Consider the following 15788-nt stretch of genomic DNA (forward strand, 5'->3'; position numbering starts at 1 on the left):
AGGCTGCGGATGAGTTCGTGAGATCGCGTTGACCGCGGCGGCGGTTCCCCCTAGCGTTCACGCACAGAAGAGGCCCCCGGTCACGGTGGTCGGCGTAGGCAAGGGGAAGGCCAGCGCCGGTCACAGGCAGGGGGCCTCTCCTTCTTCTCCCGCCTGGTCAGCGCCCGGTGAAGCGCGGCGCGCGCTTCTCGCGCACGGCCCGGATCCCCTCCTGCAGGTCGTCGGTCGCCATCGTCACCGGCTGCGCGAGCGCCTCCCACTGCAGCGCGGTCTCCAGGTCGGCGTGCCCGCCGCCGCGCAGCGCCAGCGTCGTGAGCCGCTGCGCGATCGGGGCGGTCGCGGCGATATCGCGGGCGATGGCGAGGACCTCGTCGAGGAAGCTCTCGCCGCCGAGCACCCGCGAGACCAGGCCCAGGCGCAGGGCCTCGTCGGCGTCGACGACCCGGCCGGTGATCAGCAGCTCGCGCGCCTGCGCCGCACCCACGGCGTCGGGCAGTAGGAAGGTGCCGGCCATGCCCGGGTGCAGGCCGAGCTTCACGAACGGCGCCCCCACCTTGGCGCCCGGAGCGGCGTACCGGATGTCGCAGGCCAGGGCCAGGCAGAGCCCGGCGCCGATCGCGGCGCCGTTGACCGCCGCGATGGTCGGGACCTCCAGCTTCGTGATCGACAGCCACGCGCGATAGAAGCCGAGCATCCGCGTGCGCAGCTCGTCGACCGTCGCGTCCGGCTCGCTGGCCAGCCACGCGGTGTCACCCCCGGAGGTGAAGGCACTGCCCGCGCCGGTCACCACCGCGACCCGCACGCTCGCATCGCCCGCGAGCGACTCGACCGCCGCGACCCACGACTCGGTCATCGCCGTGGTCATCGCGTTGCGCCGATCGGGGTCGTCGAGGGTGAGGACGACGACCCCGTCGTCGTGGCGCTCGACGCGCAGGTGGGGCAGGTCGGTCGGGTGCGCAGGAGTCGGGGTACTCATGGTCGGTGAGGCTAGTGCGTGGGTCGGAAACCGCGGCGCGACGCGGATTTCGACACGAAACCGCATCTCGCGCGAGAACGACCCAGACGGCGATCGTTGGCGTAGTGTGCCAATCGGTCGGCCGCCGTGCGGTCGGCCCCGGCGGGGCTTCCCCGAAGGCCCCCGCCGCGACGACCAGTTCCCCTCCAACCACGGCGGGGTGCACAACAGAAGGAGGGCCGTCATGGCGGAGACCTGGAGCGGCGAGTTCTATTGCGTGAAGTGCAAGGAGAAGCGCGAGGCCGAGGGCGAGGTCCGCGTCAACGACAAGGGCACCAAGATGGCCAAGGCCGTCTGCCCCGTCTGCAGCACCAACCTCAACCGGATCCTCGGCAAGGCCTGATCCTCAGCACCCGCACCACCGCATCACCCAGCACCACCACGAACAGGCGAAGGCCCCGGGCTTCCTCCGGGGTCTTCGTGCTTTCCCTGCTGACCAGTCAGACGGCCCTGTGGATGACCGCCGCCGGACTCGGCCGCGTTCTGCGAGCCTGCCGCCATGGCCACGCACGTCTCCGGTACGCCGCTGCTGCGTCCCGGCGCGCGGCTGCTGCGCCGCGACGCCGGCCACCTCCAGCTCGGCCTCGACCCCGACCACGCCGTCGTCGTGCCCGACACCCCCGAGCACCGCGCGCTGCTGACCGCCTGGAACCGCGGCGATCTGCGCGAGCTGCTCGCCACCCACCCGCTGGGCAGTCGACTGACGGAGGCCGGGCTGGTCGTGACCCTGCCCGACGCGCCCTTCGCCCGCGGGGATCGGTACGCCGCCGCGGCCCGGTTGCTGACTGGCGAGGCGAGCACCGGTGGGGTTCCGCCGATCGTGGTCGAGTCGTTCGGCAGCGAGCCGGGCGCCCGCCTGGCCGCACGGTTGACCGCGCTGCTCACCGACGCCGGCTGCCCGCCGCAGACGGATCAGGAGGGCAAGCAGGGCAAGGAGGGCAAGGACGCCGCGCCCGGGCTGATCGTGCTCGCCGGCGTCGGGCAGCCGACCCGCACCCGCCTGGACCCGTGGGCACGTGCGGGGGTGCCCCACCTCGCCGTACGCCTGGACGAGGGGGTGGCCACCGTCGGACCGTTCGTGGAGCCGGGCCGCACCGCCTGCCTGCGCTGCGTCGACGCCCACCACGGCGACGAGGACCCGCGCTGGCCGCTGCTGGTCGAGCAGCGCGCCCGCCTCGACGGGTGCGACCGGCCCGACGGCGTACCCGAACCGGTCGACCCGGCGCTGGCCGCGATCGCCGCCGGCTGGGCCGTGCGCGACGTGCTCGCCTGGACCGCCGGACTGCGTCCCTCGACCTGGTCGGCGACCGTGCGGCTGGGGCCTGAGCACCCCGACCTGCGCACCCGTGCGTGGGCCCGGCATCCCGGTTGCGGCTGCGGCTGGGACCTGTCGGCAACAATGACAGGGTGAGTGACCTCCCGCGCAAGGCAGTGGTCCGCACGGCCCGACTCGCCGGTCTGCCCCTGGGGTACGCCGGCCGCACCGCCGTCGGACTCGGACGGCGCCTGGGCGGCGCGCCCGCGGAGGCCGTCCTGACCGAGGTCCAGCAGCGCACCGCCGAGCAGCTCTTCCGCACCCTGGGTGAGCTCAAGGGCGGCGCGATGAAGTTCGGCCAGGCGCTGTCGGTGATGGAGGCGGCTCTGCCCGAGGAGCTGGTCGGGCCCTACCGGGCCCAGCTCACCAAGCTGCAGGACTCCGCTCCCCCGATGTCGCTGGCGGCCGTCCACGTCGTGCTCACCCGCGAGCTGGGCGGCGACTGGCGCGACCAGCTGGTCGAGCTCGAGGAGACGCCGTCGGCGTCCGCGTCGCTGGGGCAGGTCCACCGCGGGCGCTGGCATGACGGCCGCGAGGTTGCGGTCAAGATCCAGTACCCCGGCGCCGACAAAGCCTTCACCTCCGACCTGCGCCAGGTGGCCCGTCTGGGGCGCACCTTCGGCACCCTGGTGCCGGGCCTCGACGTGAAGGCGCTCGTCGACGAGCTGCTGCTGCGCGCCGAGGAGGAGCTCGACTACCGGCTCGAGGCCGAGGCGCAGCAGGCGTTCGCGGAAGCGTTTCGCGACGACCCCGACTACACCGTGCCCGAGGTCGTGGCCTACTCCGATCGGGTGCTGGTCACCACGTGGATGGAGTCGACCGGCTCGCTGGCGCAGCTGATCGACACCGCTGATGAGGCCACGCGCGACCACTACGGCGAGCTCTACGCCCGGTTCCTCTTCGTCGGCCCTGCGCGCAGCGGGATGCTGCACGCCGACCCGCACCCCGGCAACTTCCGCATCCTCCCGACCGAGGACGGTACGCCCGGCGGGCTGGGCATCGTCGACTTCGGCGCGGTCGCCCGCCTGCCCGAGGGCGGGCTGCCCCCGGCGATGGGCAAGCTCCTGCGGATCGCCGCCCACGACGACTACGACCAACTTCTCGCCGAGCTGCGCACCGAGGGCTTCGTGAAGCCGTCGATCAAGGTCGATCCACAGGCGCTGCAGGACTACCTCGCGCCGTTCGTCGAGCCGACCAAGTACGAGGAGTTCACCTTCAGCCGTGACTGGCTGCGCAGCCAGTTCGACCGCGTCACCGACCCGCGCGAGGCCGGCTACACCCTGCAGCTCAAGCTCAACCTGCCCCCGGCGTACCTGCTGATCCACCGCACCGTGCTCGGCGCGGTCGGGGTGCTCTCACAGCTCGAGGCGACGCTGGCCTTCCGCGAGCTGCTCGAGACGCACCTGCCGGGCTTCGCCGAGGAGTAGCGCGGCGCGGCTCACCAGAAGTCGGAGTCGAGCTTGGCCTCCATCGCGCGCAGGTGCTCGCGCGAGCAGCTGTCGCAGAACCGGCGCAGCCGATCGCCCTCGACGGCGGCGGTCCACGTCAGCGGCGGGTCACCGGGCACCGTCGTCCCGCAGAAGTCGCAGGTGGTGGAACTCGCCATCGCTTCAGGCTAGCCCGGAGTCGCCAGTGGATCGGGGTGGACGGGTCGACCGCTGACGCCCAGGAGCAAGTCGATCCCGCGCGCGGCGACCTCACGACCGTGGCCCCAGACCTCTCCCGCCATCGGACGCCCCACCGGCCTCGCCACCGGCCTCACCCGATCCGGTCGGCCAACGTGGCCACGCCCGGGCCCTCGAGCTGCTCGACATAGGCGCGTCGCCCCGCCATCGCCATCACCAGTGCGAGCGTCGTCCCGGCGACCTCGGGTCCCTCACCGGTAGCGAAGGGGCCGTCGGTCGCGCGCAGCCGGAGCCCCTTGGTCGCCGATCGGCTCGAGACGGTGAAGTCCCGGGCGGCGTAGAAGCGCGCGACCGCAGTCAGCGCATTGAGATCGGGCTCCGCCTCGATGCCCAGCGGGTGACGGATGTCCTCCCCGTGCACGAGCACCTCGCCGAGGTACGCCGCGGTGTCGCGGGTCGGTGCCACGGTGGAGTGGACGACCGCCTCGAAGCGGCGCAGGGTCTCGGCCGGGGTCGCGCCGAGGTGCTCGCGCAGGCGCCGCTCGTTGTGCACCGCGGGGCGGAAGCCGGCCGCGACGATGCTGCGCAGCCAGCGCCACTGCCCGACGCTCGCTGCCGCCGTGAGGTGGGCGACGACATGCTCGACGTCCCAGTCGTCGCACAGCGACGGCGTCCGCCACTGCGCCTCCGACAGCGTCGCCAGGTCCTCAGCGAGGCTGCGCCGGGCGGCGTGCACGGCGGGCCACAGCTCCTCGGAGGGAAGCAGGTCACGAGTCATGGGCAACCCTTGCGCGTCGCAGGCCGCGGATCACGAGCTCGTCGTGGGACCACACCGGGCGTACGTCGCCCCCGTTGCCGACCCAGCCCACGCCGGGCTCGAGGCGCCGGATCAGCTTGGCCGGCACTCCTCCGACGACTGCGTGGTCGTCGATCGTGCCGCGCACGACCGAGCCGGCCGCGACCACGACGTTGCGGCCGATCGTGGTGCCCGGCAGGATGATCGCGCCGTGCCCGATCCAGGAGCCGGAGCCGATGCGCACCGGCTGGTGGTCGCCGAGCTGCTCGCCGATCGGGCTCTCGGGATCCTGGTAGCCGTGGCTGGCGTCGGAGACGAAGACCGACTGGCCGAACCAGACCGCGTCGCCGATCTCGATCGAGGAGTGCGCGGTGAGGCTGACGCGCGCGCCGAGCACGCACCGGTCGCCGATCACGAGGCCGCGCTCGGGGAGCTGCGTGGCCGTCGGCCCGTAGCCGACGCTGAGCGTCGCGTTGCGCCCGATGAGCGTGCCGGCGCCGATGTGGATCGAGCCGACGTTCATCAAGGTCGCGTGCGGGAACCCGATGCAGCTGCCCGGCCCGAGGGCACCGAATCGGCTTGCGGCCGCGGTGCCAGGAACGATCTCGCCGGCCCGGTCGACCCAGTGCCACGCCCGCTGGACGATCCGGTTGGCCAGGCGCTTGCGCCACGAGGCGTCGACGGCCCGGCTCGGGGGCGGCTGCGTGGGTACGCTCACGGGCGCTGACAGTAGCGCCAGCCCCGGAAGCGTGGGGCTTCCGGGGCTGACGGGTCGGGCGGATTCAGCGGGTCCTTCTGCGCCGAGAGCTGACCTACAACTGTCGGGCGATGGCCAGCCGTGCCTGCTGGGCGGCGCGCTCGGCCTTGCGGGCGGCCTTGCGAGCGGTCTTCGCCTGGCGCACCAACATGTGCGTGTGGGCGGCCTCCAGCCGCTCGTGCTGTTGAGCGCGAGCGAGTTCTTCGTTCATGAGATACATGAGGATTCTCCTGGGCTTCAAAGCGTTCTTGGTCATGTGATCGGTCTTCTCTGTGGGTGTGCCGGTGAGCGTCAGGCCGCGACCGGGTTCTTGCGCGGACGGCCGCGGGGACGCTTGCGGGGGATCACCACTCCTTGGAGGAACAGCTCACCGCCCCACACGCCCCAGGGCTCGCGGCGCTCGAGCGCTCCGGCCAGGCACTCGGCCCGGACCGGGCAGTCCAGGCACAGCGCCTTCGCGGTCTCGACGTCCGCCGGCGACTCGGCGAAGAACAGCTCCGCGTCAGCTGCCCGGCAGGGCAGCTCTCCCGGCTCACCTGCACCCAACCCGTGGGTCGCGGTGGCGACCGGCGGGGTGAGGACGCTGATGGTCATGCGTCGCACCTCCTCGTGCGTGATCTCGTGTGGTGGTGGTCGATCTGGGTCCGAGAAACACGAAGGCCGCGGATCCCGGATTCGGGTTCCGCGGCCTGGAGGTCGCCTGCTGGTGGTGTCACCAGTCAGGTGGGCTCCAGGCAGAGGTCCCCGAGGTCGCTCCCGTGATGTCGAGAGCATCGATGTGGCGCAGACGCGCAGCAGACACAGCGGTCCCCTGGATGCACGCCGGTGCGGACATGCCAAAGGCCGGCTTGCTGCCGGTAAGCCACGTGGTCGTGGTGAACATCTCCGCACCTCCTTCTGGTTCTTCGAGCGCCGGTCGTGCCAGGACCGTGATGCGCGGGCTGTTAAGGACTGAGCGAGAACCTATCGCTCTCGGCGCGTCAGTGCCAAGTCAATTTCTGGTCCTTACATCGCAAGTTTTCTGCCAACCCGATCGCGGCTCTCGTTCAGCCCAGCGCGAGCTTGATCGCGATGGCGATCATCGTCGCCGCGATCAGCACCTCGAGCACCTGCCATGCGCGCGGTCGGGCGAGCGCAGGCGCGAGCAGCCGCGCGCCGTACCCGAGTCCGGAGAACCAGACCAGGCTCGCCGTCACCGCACCGATCGCGAACCACCACCGCCCGTCGAGGCCACCGGGGTCGGCGCCCGCGCTGTGGGTGGCGGCGATGGAGCCGATGAGGAGCACCGTGTCGAGGTAGACGTGCGGGTTCAGCCAGGTCAGTGCGGCCGCACGGCCGAGGACGGTCCGGCGCGACTCCGCGCGCGCCGCGGCGACGCCGTCGGCACCGAGGGCTTCGGGACGGAAGGCGCGGCGCAGCGACCCGGCGGCGTACCAGAGGAGGAAGGCCACCCCGAGCCAGCGCACGACGTCGACGAGCCAGCCGGCGCGGTCGACGAGCGCCCCGAGCCCGCCGACACCGGCAACGATCAGCACGGCGTCGGATACGGCACACAGCGCGACCACCGCGCCGACGTGGTGGCGCGCCAGTCCCTGACGCAGGACGAAGGCGTTCTGCGCGCCGATCGCGATGATCAGCGAACCGCCGGTCAGGAAGCCGGCCAGAGCGGGGGTCAGGGCGGTGAGCACCGTCGGAACCTAACCGCGCGAGACTCCATCACACCAACGAAACTTCCTACACATCATGAAGCATGGCTTCATCACGGCCCGATCGCTGCTTGACTGGCCCGATGCGCTTCGACCCCGAGCACCTCGAGACCCTGCGCGTCATCGCCGAGGAGGGGACGTTCGAGGCGGCAGCACGTCGACTGCGCGTGACGCCGAGCGCCGTGAGCCAGCGCATCCGAGCGCTCGAGCGCACCGCCGGCCAGGTGCTCGTGCGGCGTACGACGCCCGCGGAGGTGACCGAGGCCGGCGCTCCCCTGCTCCGGCTCGCGCGGCAGCTGCACCTGCTCGACGCGGAGGCCGGCACCCTCCTGCCCACCGCGCCGGGCGCCGAGCCCGTGGTCACCGAGCTCGCCGTCGCGGTCAACGCCGACTCGCTGGCGACCTGGTTCCGCCCCGTCCTGGACGAGATCGCCGCCCGACCCGCGACCGCGCTGCGCCTGCACGTGGAGGACCAGGCCTACTCCAGCGACCTGCTTCGCCGCGGCGACGTCCAGGCCGCCATCACCGCGAGCAGCGACCCCGTCCAGGGGTGCTCGGTGGAGCACCTCGGGACGCTGCGCTACCGCCCGGCCGCCGCACCCGGGCTGCTCGAGCGCCACCGCAGCGGACGCGGCGTCGACTGGGCGGCCATGCCGGTGGTGGTGTTCAACGAGAAGGACCGACTGCAGGACGACGCGCTCGCTGCACGCGGGCACGCGCGTCCGCCGGTGGTCCACCGGGTGCCGAGCTCGGCGGACTTCCTCGAGGCCGTACGCCGGGGCCTGGGCTGGGGCATGGTGCCGGAGCCGCAGCTCACGGCGGTCGAGGCCGACGGCGAGCTGGTGCGGCTGCCGGGCACGACGTGGAGCGGCGTACCCCTGCATTGGCAGCGCTGGCGCCTGGAGAGCGCGGGGCTGGACGACCTCACCAACGCAGTGCGCCGGGCCGCGCGTGCTGCGCTGGCCCGGCGCTGAAGCTGCCGCTGGTCGTGCCGAGGGCTGATCAGCCCAGGACGTCCTTGGCGATGATCATCTTCATAACCTCGGAGGTGCCGCCATAGATCCGGGTGACCCGGTTGTCGGCGTAGAGCCGGGCGATGGGGTACTCGTTGATGTAGCCGTAGCCGCCGTGCAGCTGCAGGCACCGGTCGATGATCCGGTTGGCCGTCTCGGTGCAGAACAGCTTGGCCGACGCGGCCTCGACCGCGGTGAGCTCACCGGCGTCGTGGGCCTCGATGGCGCGGTCGACGACGGCCTGGCACGCGTCGAGCTCGGCCTTGCAGGCGGCCAGCTCGAACTTGGTGTTCTGGAAGGCCGCGACCGGCTGACCGAAGACCTCGCGCTGCTTGGTGTAGTCGACGGCGAACCGCAGCGCTGCCGCGGCCTGGGCGTAGGCGCCGACGGCGATGCCGAGCCGCTCCTGGGGGAGGTTCTGCCCGAGGTAGGAGAAGCCCATGTTCTCCTCGCCGAGCAGGTCCTCGGCCGGGACCCGGACGTCGGTGAAGGACAGCTCCGCGGTGTCGGAGACCTTGAGACCGATCTTGTCGAGCTTGCGGCCGACCTCCCAACCCGGGAGCGAGGTGTCGACGACGAGCAGCGAGATGCCGAAGCGGCGGTCGTCCTCGCGCGGCGGGGCGGTGCGGGCGCAGACGATGACGCGACCGGCGAGCACGCCGCCGGTGATGAAGGTCTTGGCCCCGTTGAGGACGTAGTGGTCCCCGTCGCGCACGGCGGTCGTGCGCATGCCGGCGAGGTCGGAGCCCGTGCCGGGCTCGGTCATCGCGATGGCGAACATCGTCTCGCCCGAGACGAAACCGGGCATCCACCGCTGCAGCTGCTCCTCGGTGCCGAGCTTGAGCAGGTAGGGCAGGCAGAGCTCCGTGTGGACGCCCGCGGCGCCGAGGTTGACCCCCGCCCGGCACGCCTCCTCGGTGAGGATCGCGGAGTACTTGAACGAATCGATGCCGGCCCCGCCGTACTCCTCGGGGACCTCGATCCCCCAGACACCCAGCTCGCCGAGCTTGGTGTAGAGCTCCGTGGGGACCTGACCGGCCTCGAACCAGTCCGGGTAGTGGGGCACGACCTCGGCCTCGATGAACCGGCGGATGGTCTGGCGATAGGACTCGTGGTCCTCGTTGTAGAGAGTGCGACGCATGGGCGCAAACCTACTCAGGAGTCATTGACGATCGCGAGCACCTCGTCGGCGTACTTGTCGATCTTGGAGCGCCCCACCCCGCTGATCGCCAACAGGGCGCGCTCGTCGGCGGGCTTCTGCTCCGCGATCGCCTGCAGGGTGAGGTCGGTGAAGACCACGAAGGCCGGCACCTTGTCGGTGGTGGCGCGCTCCACCCGCCACTCCCGCAGCCGCTCGAACAACGCCTCGTCGTACGTCGCGGGGCAGTTCTCGCACCGCCCGACCTTGCGCTCCGCGGTGGTGGTGAGCGAGATGCCGCACGAGCGGCAGGTGGCCAGGCCCTTGCGGCGGGTGCGCTGCTTGCCGGGCGCGCGGTCGGAGCCGACCTCGGGGCGGACGTCGGCGAGGAACCGCGACGGCTTGCGCGAGGCGCGACCGCCGGGCGAGCGCGACTGCGACCAGGAGACGGTGAGCTGCTGGCGCGCGCGGGTCATGCCGACGTAGAGCAGCCGGCGCTCCTCGCCGATCTGCTCGGGCCCCTCGGCGTAGACGATCGGCATCGAGCCCTCCTGCATGCCGCACAGGAAGACGCGGTCCCACTCCAGGCCCTTGGCGGCGTGGAGGGTGGCCAGGGTGACGCCCTCGGCGACGGGGGCGTGCTGCTCGCTGGCGCGGCGGTCGAGCTCGTCGACGAACGCATCCAGGGTGGCGGCCGGGTCCTGCGCGAACTCCTCGGCCTGGGTGACCAGGGCGTGCAGGGACTCCCAGCGGTCGCGCTTGGCGCCACGGCCGGTCGGGGCCTGCTCGGTCCACTCCATCCCGGCGAGGACGGCCTTGGTCTCGACCACCAGGTCCTCGGCCGCGACCGGCTCGCCGCCGCGGGCGCGCCCGCGCAGCATCGTGACGGCTTGGCGGACCTCGGGCCGCTCGAAGAAGCGGGCGGCACCGCGCACGACGTACGCCAGTCCGCGCGCGGCCAGCGCCTCCTCGAACGCCTCGGACTGGGCATTGATGCGGAACAGGATCGCGATCTCGCGCAGGGGGACGCCGTTGCGCTGGGCCGCGAGGATCTCGGCCGCGGTCGCCTCGGCTTCGGCGACCTCGTCGGGGTGCTCGACGTAGGCCACGTCGGGACCGGCGGGCTGCTGGGCGACCAGCCGTACCGCTCCCCCGCGCTCGGGACCCGTGCCGAGGACGGTGTTGGCGGCCTCGACGATCTGCGGCGTGGAGCGGTAGTTGCGCACCAGCTCGACGGTGGTGACGTCGCGGAAGCGGGAGCCGAGGTCGCGCAGGTAGTCGGCCCGGGCGCCGGCGAAGGAATAGATCGTCTGGGCGGGGTCGCCGACGACGCACAGTTCGTCGCGACCGCCGAGCCACAGCTCGAGCAGCGCCCACTGGATCGGGCTGACGTCCTGGAACTCGTCGACGACGAACCACTTGTATTGCCGGCGCACCTGCGCCCCCACCCGCTCGTCCTCGAGGAGTGCGGCCGTGATGAGCAGGACGTCCTCCATGTCCATCCGGCCCTGGCCGCGCTTGACCTCCTCGTAGCCGGCGAACACCCGCGCGATCACGCTCGGCGCCTGGCCGCTGACCTCGCGGTTGCGCGCCTTCGCCGCGCGCTCGTAGTCGTCGGGGCGCACGTTGGAGACCTTGGCCCACTCGATCTCCGAGGCCAGGTCGCGCAGCGTCGCCTGGTCGACCTGGACCCGCAGCCCGCGCGCGGCCTGGGCGAGCATCCCGAGCTTGGACTCGATCAGCTGCGGCGGCTCCCCGCCGTAGACGTGCGGCCAGAAGTAGCGCAGCTGGCGCAGCGCCGCCGAGTGGAACGTGCGCGCCTGCACCCCGGCAGCGCCCAACCCGCGCAGCCGCCCACGCATCTCCCCGGCGGCCCGGGTCGTGAACGTGACGGCCAGGACCTCGTTGGGCGCATAGACGCCGCTCGCGACGCCGTAGGCGATGCGGTGGGTGATGGCGCGGGTCTTGCCCGTGCCGGCACCGGCGAGCACGCGCACCGGTCCGCGCAGGGTCGTCGCGACCGCGCGCTGCTCGGGGTCGAGACCCTCGAGCAGGGCGTCGGGAGAGGTGCCGGACGTGGGCAACAGCGTGGAACAACTCCTCGGGTCGTAGCGTTCTCGTCAGACGGGCCCGAGCCTAGAGCGCGGCCCCGACATCGCTGTCCGCACCCGACCCTGGAGACCCGCTGTGACTGCTGCGTCCGTGACGATGTATTCGACCCCGTGGTGTGGCTACTGCCACCGGCTGAAGTCCCAGATGGACCGCGAGGGCATCAGCTACGAGGTCGTCGACATCGAGCAGCACCCCGAGGCCGCGCAGATCGTCGAGAAGGTCAACAACGGCAACCAGACCGTCCCGACGCTGGTCTACGCCGACGGGTCGGCGCAGACCAACCCGTCGCTCAAGCAGGTCAAGGAGAAGCTGGCCGAGTTGGCGTGAGCCGCCCGCTGCTGCCGCTGGTCGAGGAGCCCGGGTCCGACCTCTGCGTCGCCCGGGTGCCGATCTTCGGCGGCCTCGATCACGCCGACCAGGTGGCTGTCGCGGCCGTGGCCCGCCCGGTCACGCTGACCAAGGGTGAGCAGGTCGTCGCCGCCGGCGCGCCGCTGCGGCAGCTGCTGGTGGCGCACACCGGCATGGTGAAGGTCGCGCGGATCACCGCAGACGGCCACGAGCAGATCGTCCGGCTGCTCGGTCCCGGGGACTTCTTCGGCGAGTCCGGCTTCCTCACCGGCAGCAGGTCGGAGCACTTCGTCACTGCAGTGGAGCCGGCCAGCATGTGCACCTTCCACCACGACGACCTGCACCGGTTGATCACCGAGCACCCCTCGATCGGTTGGCAGCTGTTGCGCACGGTCAGCGACCGGCTGCTGGAGACCGAGACCCGGTTGGCCGCCGTGATCTCGGGCGACGTGAGCGCGCGGCTGGCGGGATACCTGCTCTCCTTGCCCGGGCGCCACGACGAACAGGGGCTCCAGGTCCAGCTGCCGATCGCCAAGAAGGACATCGCCTCCCTGCTCGACACCACCCCGGAGTCCCTGAGCCGGCAGCTGCGCCGGTTGCGGGACTCCGGGGTGGTGCGGGAGCTGGCCGGGGGTCGGCTCCTGATCGCCGACCCCGACGCCCTCATGCGGCTGTCGGAGCAGCCCTGAGCGAGGCGTTGTCGGCGTCCTGACCGGGTCGCTGCGGCGGGTTGCGGTCTTCGGCCGGCTGGGCCGGTCGCAGCAGGCGCATCGCGTTGACGATGACCAGCAGCACCGACAGCTCGTGGACGAGCATCCCGATCGCCATCGTGACGCCGCCGAGGAGCACGCCGGCGACCAGAGCCGCGACGGTGACCAGCGCGATCGTGATGTTCTGGCGCATGTTCGCGACCGTGCGCCGGGCGAGACCGACCGCAGCGGGCAGCTTGAGCAGGTCGTCCTTCATCAGCGCGATGTCGGCCGTCTCGATCGCCACCCCGCTGCCGGCTGCCCCCATCGCGACGCCGATGTCGGCGGTCGCCAGGGCAGGTGCGTCGTTGACCCCGTCGCCGACCATCGCGACCGTGCGGCCCTCGCGTTGCAGCTGGGCCACCGCCTCGAGCTTCGCCTCGGGCAGCAGGCTCGCGCGCACCTGGTCGATGCCGACCTGGCTGGCGACCGCCCGAGCCACCGGCTCGATGTCGCCGGTCAGCATGACCACCTCGCGTACGCCGACCCGGCGCAGGCGCCGCACCATCTCGGCGGCCTCGGGACGGACCCGGTCGGCCACTGCGACGACGCCCACTACGTCGCCGTCCACGGCGACCACCATCGGCGTACGCCCGGCCTCGGCGAGCTCCGCCACGGTCTCGGCGACCTGTCCTCCGAGGTCGTGATCGGCGCGCTCCGCCGCGATCAGCGCCAGGTTGCCCACCGCGACGCGACGACCATCGAGGGTCGCGACGATCCCCTTGCCGGCCACCGGCTCCGTGTGCTCGGGCAGGCCGGGGACCGCGAGTCCCTCGGCAGCCGCCGCCTCCAGGATCGGTCGCGCGAGCGGGTGCTCCGAGCCGGCTTCGGCACGGGCAGCGAGTGCCAGCACGTCGGCGCGACCCCAGCCCGGTCGTAGCGCGACGACGTCGGTCAGTCGGGGGCGTCCCTCGGTGAGCGTCCCGGTCTTGTCGAGCGCCACCGCGTCGATCCGCGCGGACGTCTCGAGGAACTCCCCGCCCTTGATCAACATGCCGTCCTTCGCACCGCGACCGATGCCCGCCACGATAGAGACGGGGATCGAGATGACCAGCGCGCCGGGGCACGCGATCACCAGCAGCGTCAGCGCGAGCACGACGTCGCGGGTCACCAGCCCGGCGACGACGGCCAGGACGATGATCGCCGGGGTGTACCAGGCCGAGAACCGGTCCATGAACGCCTGGGTCGGGGCCTTGGCGTCCTGCGCCTCCTCCACGCGGTGGATGATCCGCGCCAACGTCGTGTCCGCGCCGGCGCCCGTGGTCCGCACCTGGAGGAATCCCCCGGTGGAGACGGTGCCGGCGAAGACGCGGTCGCCCTCGACCTTCTCCGCGGGGATGGACTCACCCGTGATCGAGGCCTCGTCGACCGCGCCGCTTCCGGCCACGACTTCCCCGTCGACCGGGACCTTCGTGCCGCTCTTGACCAGCACGACTTCGCCCACCTCGACGGTCGCGGCCGGCACCTCGACCTGCTCGCCCGCGCGGAGCACCACGGCGACGTCGGGAGCCACGGCGATCAGCTCAGCGAGGGCCGAGCGCGTCTTTGCGAGCGTCGCGCTCTCCAGCGCGTGACCGACGGCGAACAGGAAGGTCACCGCGGCGGCCTCCCAGTAGTTGCCGATGACGACGGCGCCAGACGCGGCGACCGAGACGAGCAGGTCGATGCCGACGACCCGCACGGTCAGCGCTCGCGCGGCCTTGACCACCACCGGCGTACCAGCGATGACGGCTGCGGCGATCATCAGCGCGTCGGCCCAGCCAGTGGCGCCGGCCAGTCGCGACACTGCGAACGAGGCCAGGATCGCCGTGCCGGACACGGTGGGGACAGCCCAGCGGTGTCCGATCCAGCGACGGACCCGGGTGCCCATGGTGCTCATGCTCATGCTCATGCTCATGACGACTCCTCGACGTTTCTGCGGGTCAGAACGCAGCCGGGCGGGCGACGTAGCCCGCCTTGGCGACGGCGTCGATCAGTGCGTCGACGTCGCTGAGCGCGGCGTCGTGGCGGACCTCGATGCGCGCGGAGGCGAAGTGCACCGTGACCGAGTCGACGCCGGGCAGCCGCCCGACCCGCTTCTCGATCTTCGCCACGCAGGAGGGGCAGGAGAACCCCTCGGCGCGCAGGACGGTGGTGGTGAGGGCGGTGGTGGTGTTCATGATCGGGCCTTCCTGTGTGGCTTCTCGTCCCCACTCTCCGGGGGACGATCCTGAAGCTACGCAGGACGGGCGGCGGTCTCCTTGACGCAGATCAAGCCCGCGGGGGAATGCGCCGCTGGACGTCGGCGACGACGCCCTGTAGCCGGCTCACCAGCGGCCGGGCAGCTCCCCGCCGTACCAGTGCTCGATGAGTGACCGCGAGATGGAGATGCCGCCCGGCAGGACGAGCGTGCCGGCCTCGGCCTCGGCGCGCATCTCCTCGCGGGTGAACCAGCGCGCGTCCTCGATCTCGTCGGCGTCGACGTCGATCTCGACCGACGTCGCCTCGGCGACGAACCCCACCATCAGGCTCGCCGGGAACGGCCACGGCTGGTTGCCGAAGTAGTGCACGGCGCCGACGTGGATGCCGGCCTCCTCGAGCACCTCGCGGCGTACGGCGTCCTCCAGCGACTCGCCCGGCTCGAGGAACCCCGCCAGCGTCGAGTAGCGCCCCGGCGGCCACGACGGCTGCCGGCCGAGCAGCGCGCGCTCGCCACCCGCCCCCTCGTGACCGGGTCCGTCGGTGACGAGCATGATCACGGCCGGGTCGGTGCGCGGGAAGTGGTGGCGCCCGCAGCCGGTGCAGACCTGCTCGTGGCCGGCGTGGCTCGGCTCGAGGGCTGCGCCGCAGCGGCCGCAGAACCGGTGGACGCGCATCCACTCCGCCAGCGCGACCGCATGCACCAGCAGGTCGGCCTCCGCCGGCTCGAGGTCCTGCAGCAGCGCCCGCAGGAAGACCCAGTCGTCCTGGGCCGCCTCGTCGCCGGCCTGCAGCGCGAAGTGGACCACCCCGTCCTGCTCGCCGAGCAGGATCCGGGTGCCGGCGGGGGCGTCCTGCGGGGAGACCCACCGGCGCTCGCTCGTCGGCGCGAGCTTCGTGCCGCCCAGGACGAGCACCCGGGTGGCCGCGTCGTCCCAGACCTCGGCGAGCCACGCCTCGTCGGTGCGCCGCCCGCCGATGCGCTCGTGGGCGCGTTGCGACAGCGCGACCTGGGTCGTCGGGGAGGACGTCACGC

At 72.3% G+C, this 15788-nt stretch carries 18 protein-coding genes; 6 read left to right on the plus strand and 12 right to left on the minus strand.

Translation table 11 applies throughout. From position 1 onward, the window contains the following. Positions 1–157: 157 nt before the first annotated feature. Positions 158–976 (minus strand): enoyl-CoA hydratase/isomerase family protein, encoded by an 819-nt coding sequence (locus J2S59_RS19525; RefSeq protein WP_068121160.1) that lies wholly within the window; start codon positions 974–976, stop codon positions 158–160. Between the two features lie 223 nt (positions 977–1199). Here J2S59_RS19525 and J2S59_RS19530 point away from each other — a divergent pair, with 223 nt between their 5' ends. From J2S59_RS19530 to J2S59_RS19540, 3 genes are all read left to right on the plus strand, one after another. After that, positions 1200–1358: a DUF5679 domain-containing protein gene (locus J2S59_RS19530; protein ID WP_167288890.1), complete on the plus strand. Its 159-nt coding sequence runs from the start codon at positions 1200–1202 to the stop codon at positions 1356–1358. Positions 1359–1514: 156 nt separating this feature from the next. Beyond that, a complete protein-coding gene (locus tag J2S59_RS19535) occupies positions 1515–2426 on the plus strand; it encodes a hypothetical protein (protein ID WP_306825418.1) in 912 nt (303 codons plus the stop codon). Beyond that, on the plus strand, positions 2423–3757 hold the full coding sequence (locus J2S59_RS19540; protein WP_068119765.1) for an ABC1 kinase family protein: 1335 nt from the start codon (positions 2423–2425) through the stop codon (positions 3755–3757). Before J2S59_RS19535 ends, J2S59_RS19540 begins: the two co-directional genes overlap by 4 nt. Before the next feature lie 11 nt (positions 3758–3768). On the opposite strand, the gene J2S59_RS19545 is transcribed toward J2S59_RS19540, so the two are convergent. From J2S59_RS19545 to J2S59_RS19570, 6 genes are all read right to left on the minus strand, one after another. Continuing rightward, the gene (locus J2S59_RS19545; protein ID WP_306825419.1) at positions 3769–3936 is read right to left on the minus strand and encodes a hypothetical protein; all 168 of its coding nucleotides are present in this window, start codon (positions 3934–3936) and stop codon (positions 3769–3771) included. A gap of 152 nt (positions 3937–4088) precedes the next feature. Then, positions 4089–4733 carry a maleylpyruvate isomerase family mycothiol-dependent enzyme gene (locus J2S59_RS19550; RefSeq protein ID WP_068120887.1) on the minus strand — a complete coding sequence of 215 codons (645 nt, stop codon included), beginning with the start codon at positions 4731–4733 and terminating at the stop codon, positions 4089–4091. Then, entirely contained in the window at positions 4723–5469 is a 747-nt protein-coding gene (locus tag J2S59_RS19555) for an acyltransferase (protein ID WP_246360324.1), read from the minus strand. The genes J2S59_RS19550 and J2S59_RS19555 overlap by 11 nt, the downstream gene beginning before the upstream one ends. Before the next feature lie 94 nt (positions 5470–5563). Next, positions 5564–5803: a putative WhiB-interacting protein gene (locus J2S59_RS19560; RefSeq protein WP_497547666.1), complete on the minus strand. Its 240-nt coding sequence runs from the start codon at positions 5801–5803 to the stop codon at positions 5564–5566. Beyond that, positions 5800–6102, minus strand: coding sequence for a WhiB family transcriptional regulator (locus J2S59_RS19565; RefSeq protein WP_306825420.1), 303 nt, complete (start codon positions 6100–6102; stop codon positions 5800–5802). Before J2S59_RS19565 ends, J2S59_RS19560 begins: the two co-directional genes overlap by 4 nt. A gap of 452 nt (positions 6103–6554) precedes the next feature. Next, positions 6555–7196 (minus strand): LysE/ArgO family amino acid transporter, encoded by a 642-nt coding sequence (locus tag J2S59_RS19570; protein ID WP_246360367.1) that lies wholly within the window; start codon positions 7194–7196, stop codon positions 6555–6557. A gap of 101 nt (positions 7197–7297) precedes the next feature. Here J2S59_RS19570 and J2S59_RS19575 point away from each other — a divergent pair, with 101 nt between their 5' ends. Then, positions 7298–8188 carry a LysR family transcriptional regulator ArgP gene (locus J2S59_RS19575; RefSeq protein ID WP_068121526.1) on the plus strand — a complete coding sequence of 297 codons (891 nt, stop codon included), beginning with the start codon at positions 7298–7300 and terminating at the stop codon, positions 8186–8188. A gap of 28 nt (positions 8189–8216) precedes the next feature. Here the strand turns inward: J2S59_RS19575 and J2S59_RS19580 are convergent, their stop codons facing one another. Both J2S59_RS19580 and J2S59_RS19585 read right to left on the minus strand, forming a co-directional pair. After that, positions 8217–9368: an acyl-CoA dehydrogenase family protein gene (locus tag J2S59_RS19580; RefSeq protein ID WP_306825421.1), complete on the minus strand. Its 1152-nt coding sequence runs from the start codon at positions 9366–9368 to the stop codon at positions 8217–8219. 14 nt (positions 9369–9382) lie between these two features. After that, a complete protein-coding gene (locus J2S59_RS19585; RefSeq protein WP_306825422.1) occupies positions 9383–11449 on the minus strand; it encodes an ATP-dependent DNA helicase UvrD2 in 2067 nt (688 codons plus the stop codon). Positions 11450–11573: 124 nt separating this feature from the next. Here J2S59_RS19585 and J2S59_RS19590 point away from each other — a divergent pair, with 124 nt between their 5' ends. Further along, positions 11574–11804 carry a mycoredoxin gene (locus J2S59_RS19590; RefSeq protein WP_068121699.1) on the plus strand — a complete coding sequence of 77 codons (231 nt, stop codon included), beginning with the start codon at positions 11574–11576 and terminating at the stop codon, positions 11802–11804. Beyond that, the gene (locus tag J2S59_RS19595; RefSeq protein ID WP_181642077.1) at positions 11801–12514 is read left to right on the plus strand and encodes a Crp/Fnr family transcriptional regulator; all 714 of its coding nucleotides are present in this window, start codon (positions 11801–11803) and stop codon (positions 12512–12514) included. The genes J2S59_RS19590 and J2S59_RS19595 overlap by 4 nt, the downstream gene beginning before the upstream one ends. On the opposite strand, the gene J2S59_RS19600 is transcribed toward J2S59_RS19595, so the two are convergent. From J2S59_RS19600 to nudC, 3 genes are all read right to left on the minus strand, one after another. Continuing rightward, on the minus strand, positions 12489–14471 hold the full coding sequence (locus tag J2S59_RS19600; RefSeq protein ID WP_220138481.1) for a heavy metal translocating P-type ATPase: 1983 nt from the start codon (positions 14469–14471) through the stop codon (positions 12489–12491). The genes J2S59_RS19595 and J2S59_RS19600 overlap by 26 nt on opposite strands. Positions 14472–14496: 25 nt before the next feature. Beyond that, positions 14497–14733: a heavy-metal-associated domain-containing protein gene (locus J2S59_RS19605; protein WP_068121695.1), complete on the minus strand. Its 237-nt coding sequence runs from the start codon at positions 14731–14733 to the stop codon at positions 14497–14499. A gap of 147 nt (positions 14734–14880) precedes the next feature. Then, positions 14881–15786 carry an NAD(+) diphosphatase gene (gene nudC / locus J2S59_RS19610; protein ID WP_306825423.1) on the minus strand — a complete coding sequence of 302 codons (906 nt, stop codon included), beginning with the start codon at positions 15784–15786 and terminating at the stop codon, positions 14881–14883. Positions 15787–15788 lie beyond the last annotated feature (2 nt).

Source organism: Nocardioides massiliensis (genome assembly GCF_030811215.1).
In the GTDB taxonomy this organism is placed as follows: Bacteria; Actinomycetota; Actinomycetes; order Propionibacteriales; family Nocardioidaceae; genus Nocardioides_A; species Nocardioides_A massiliensis.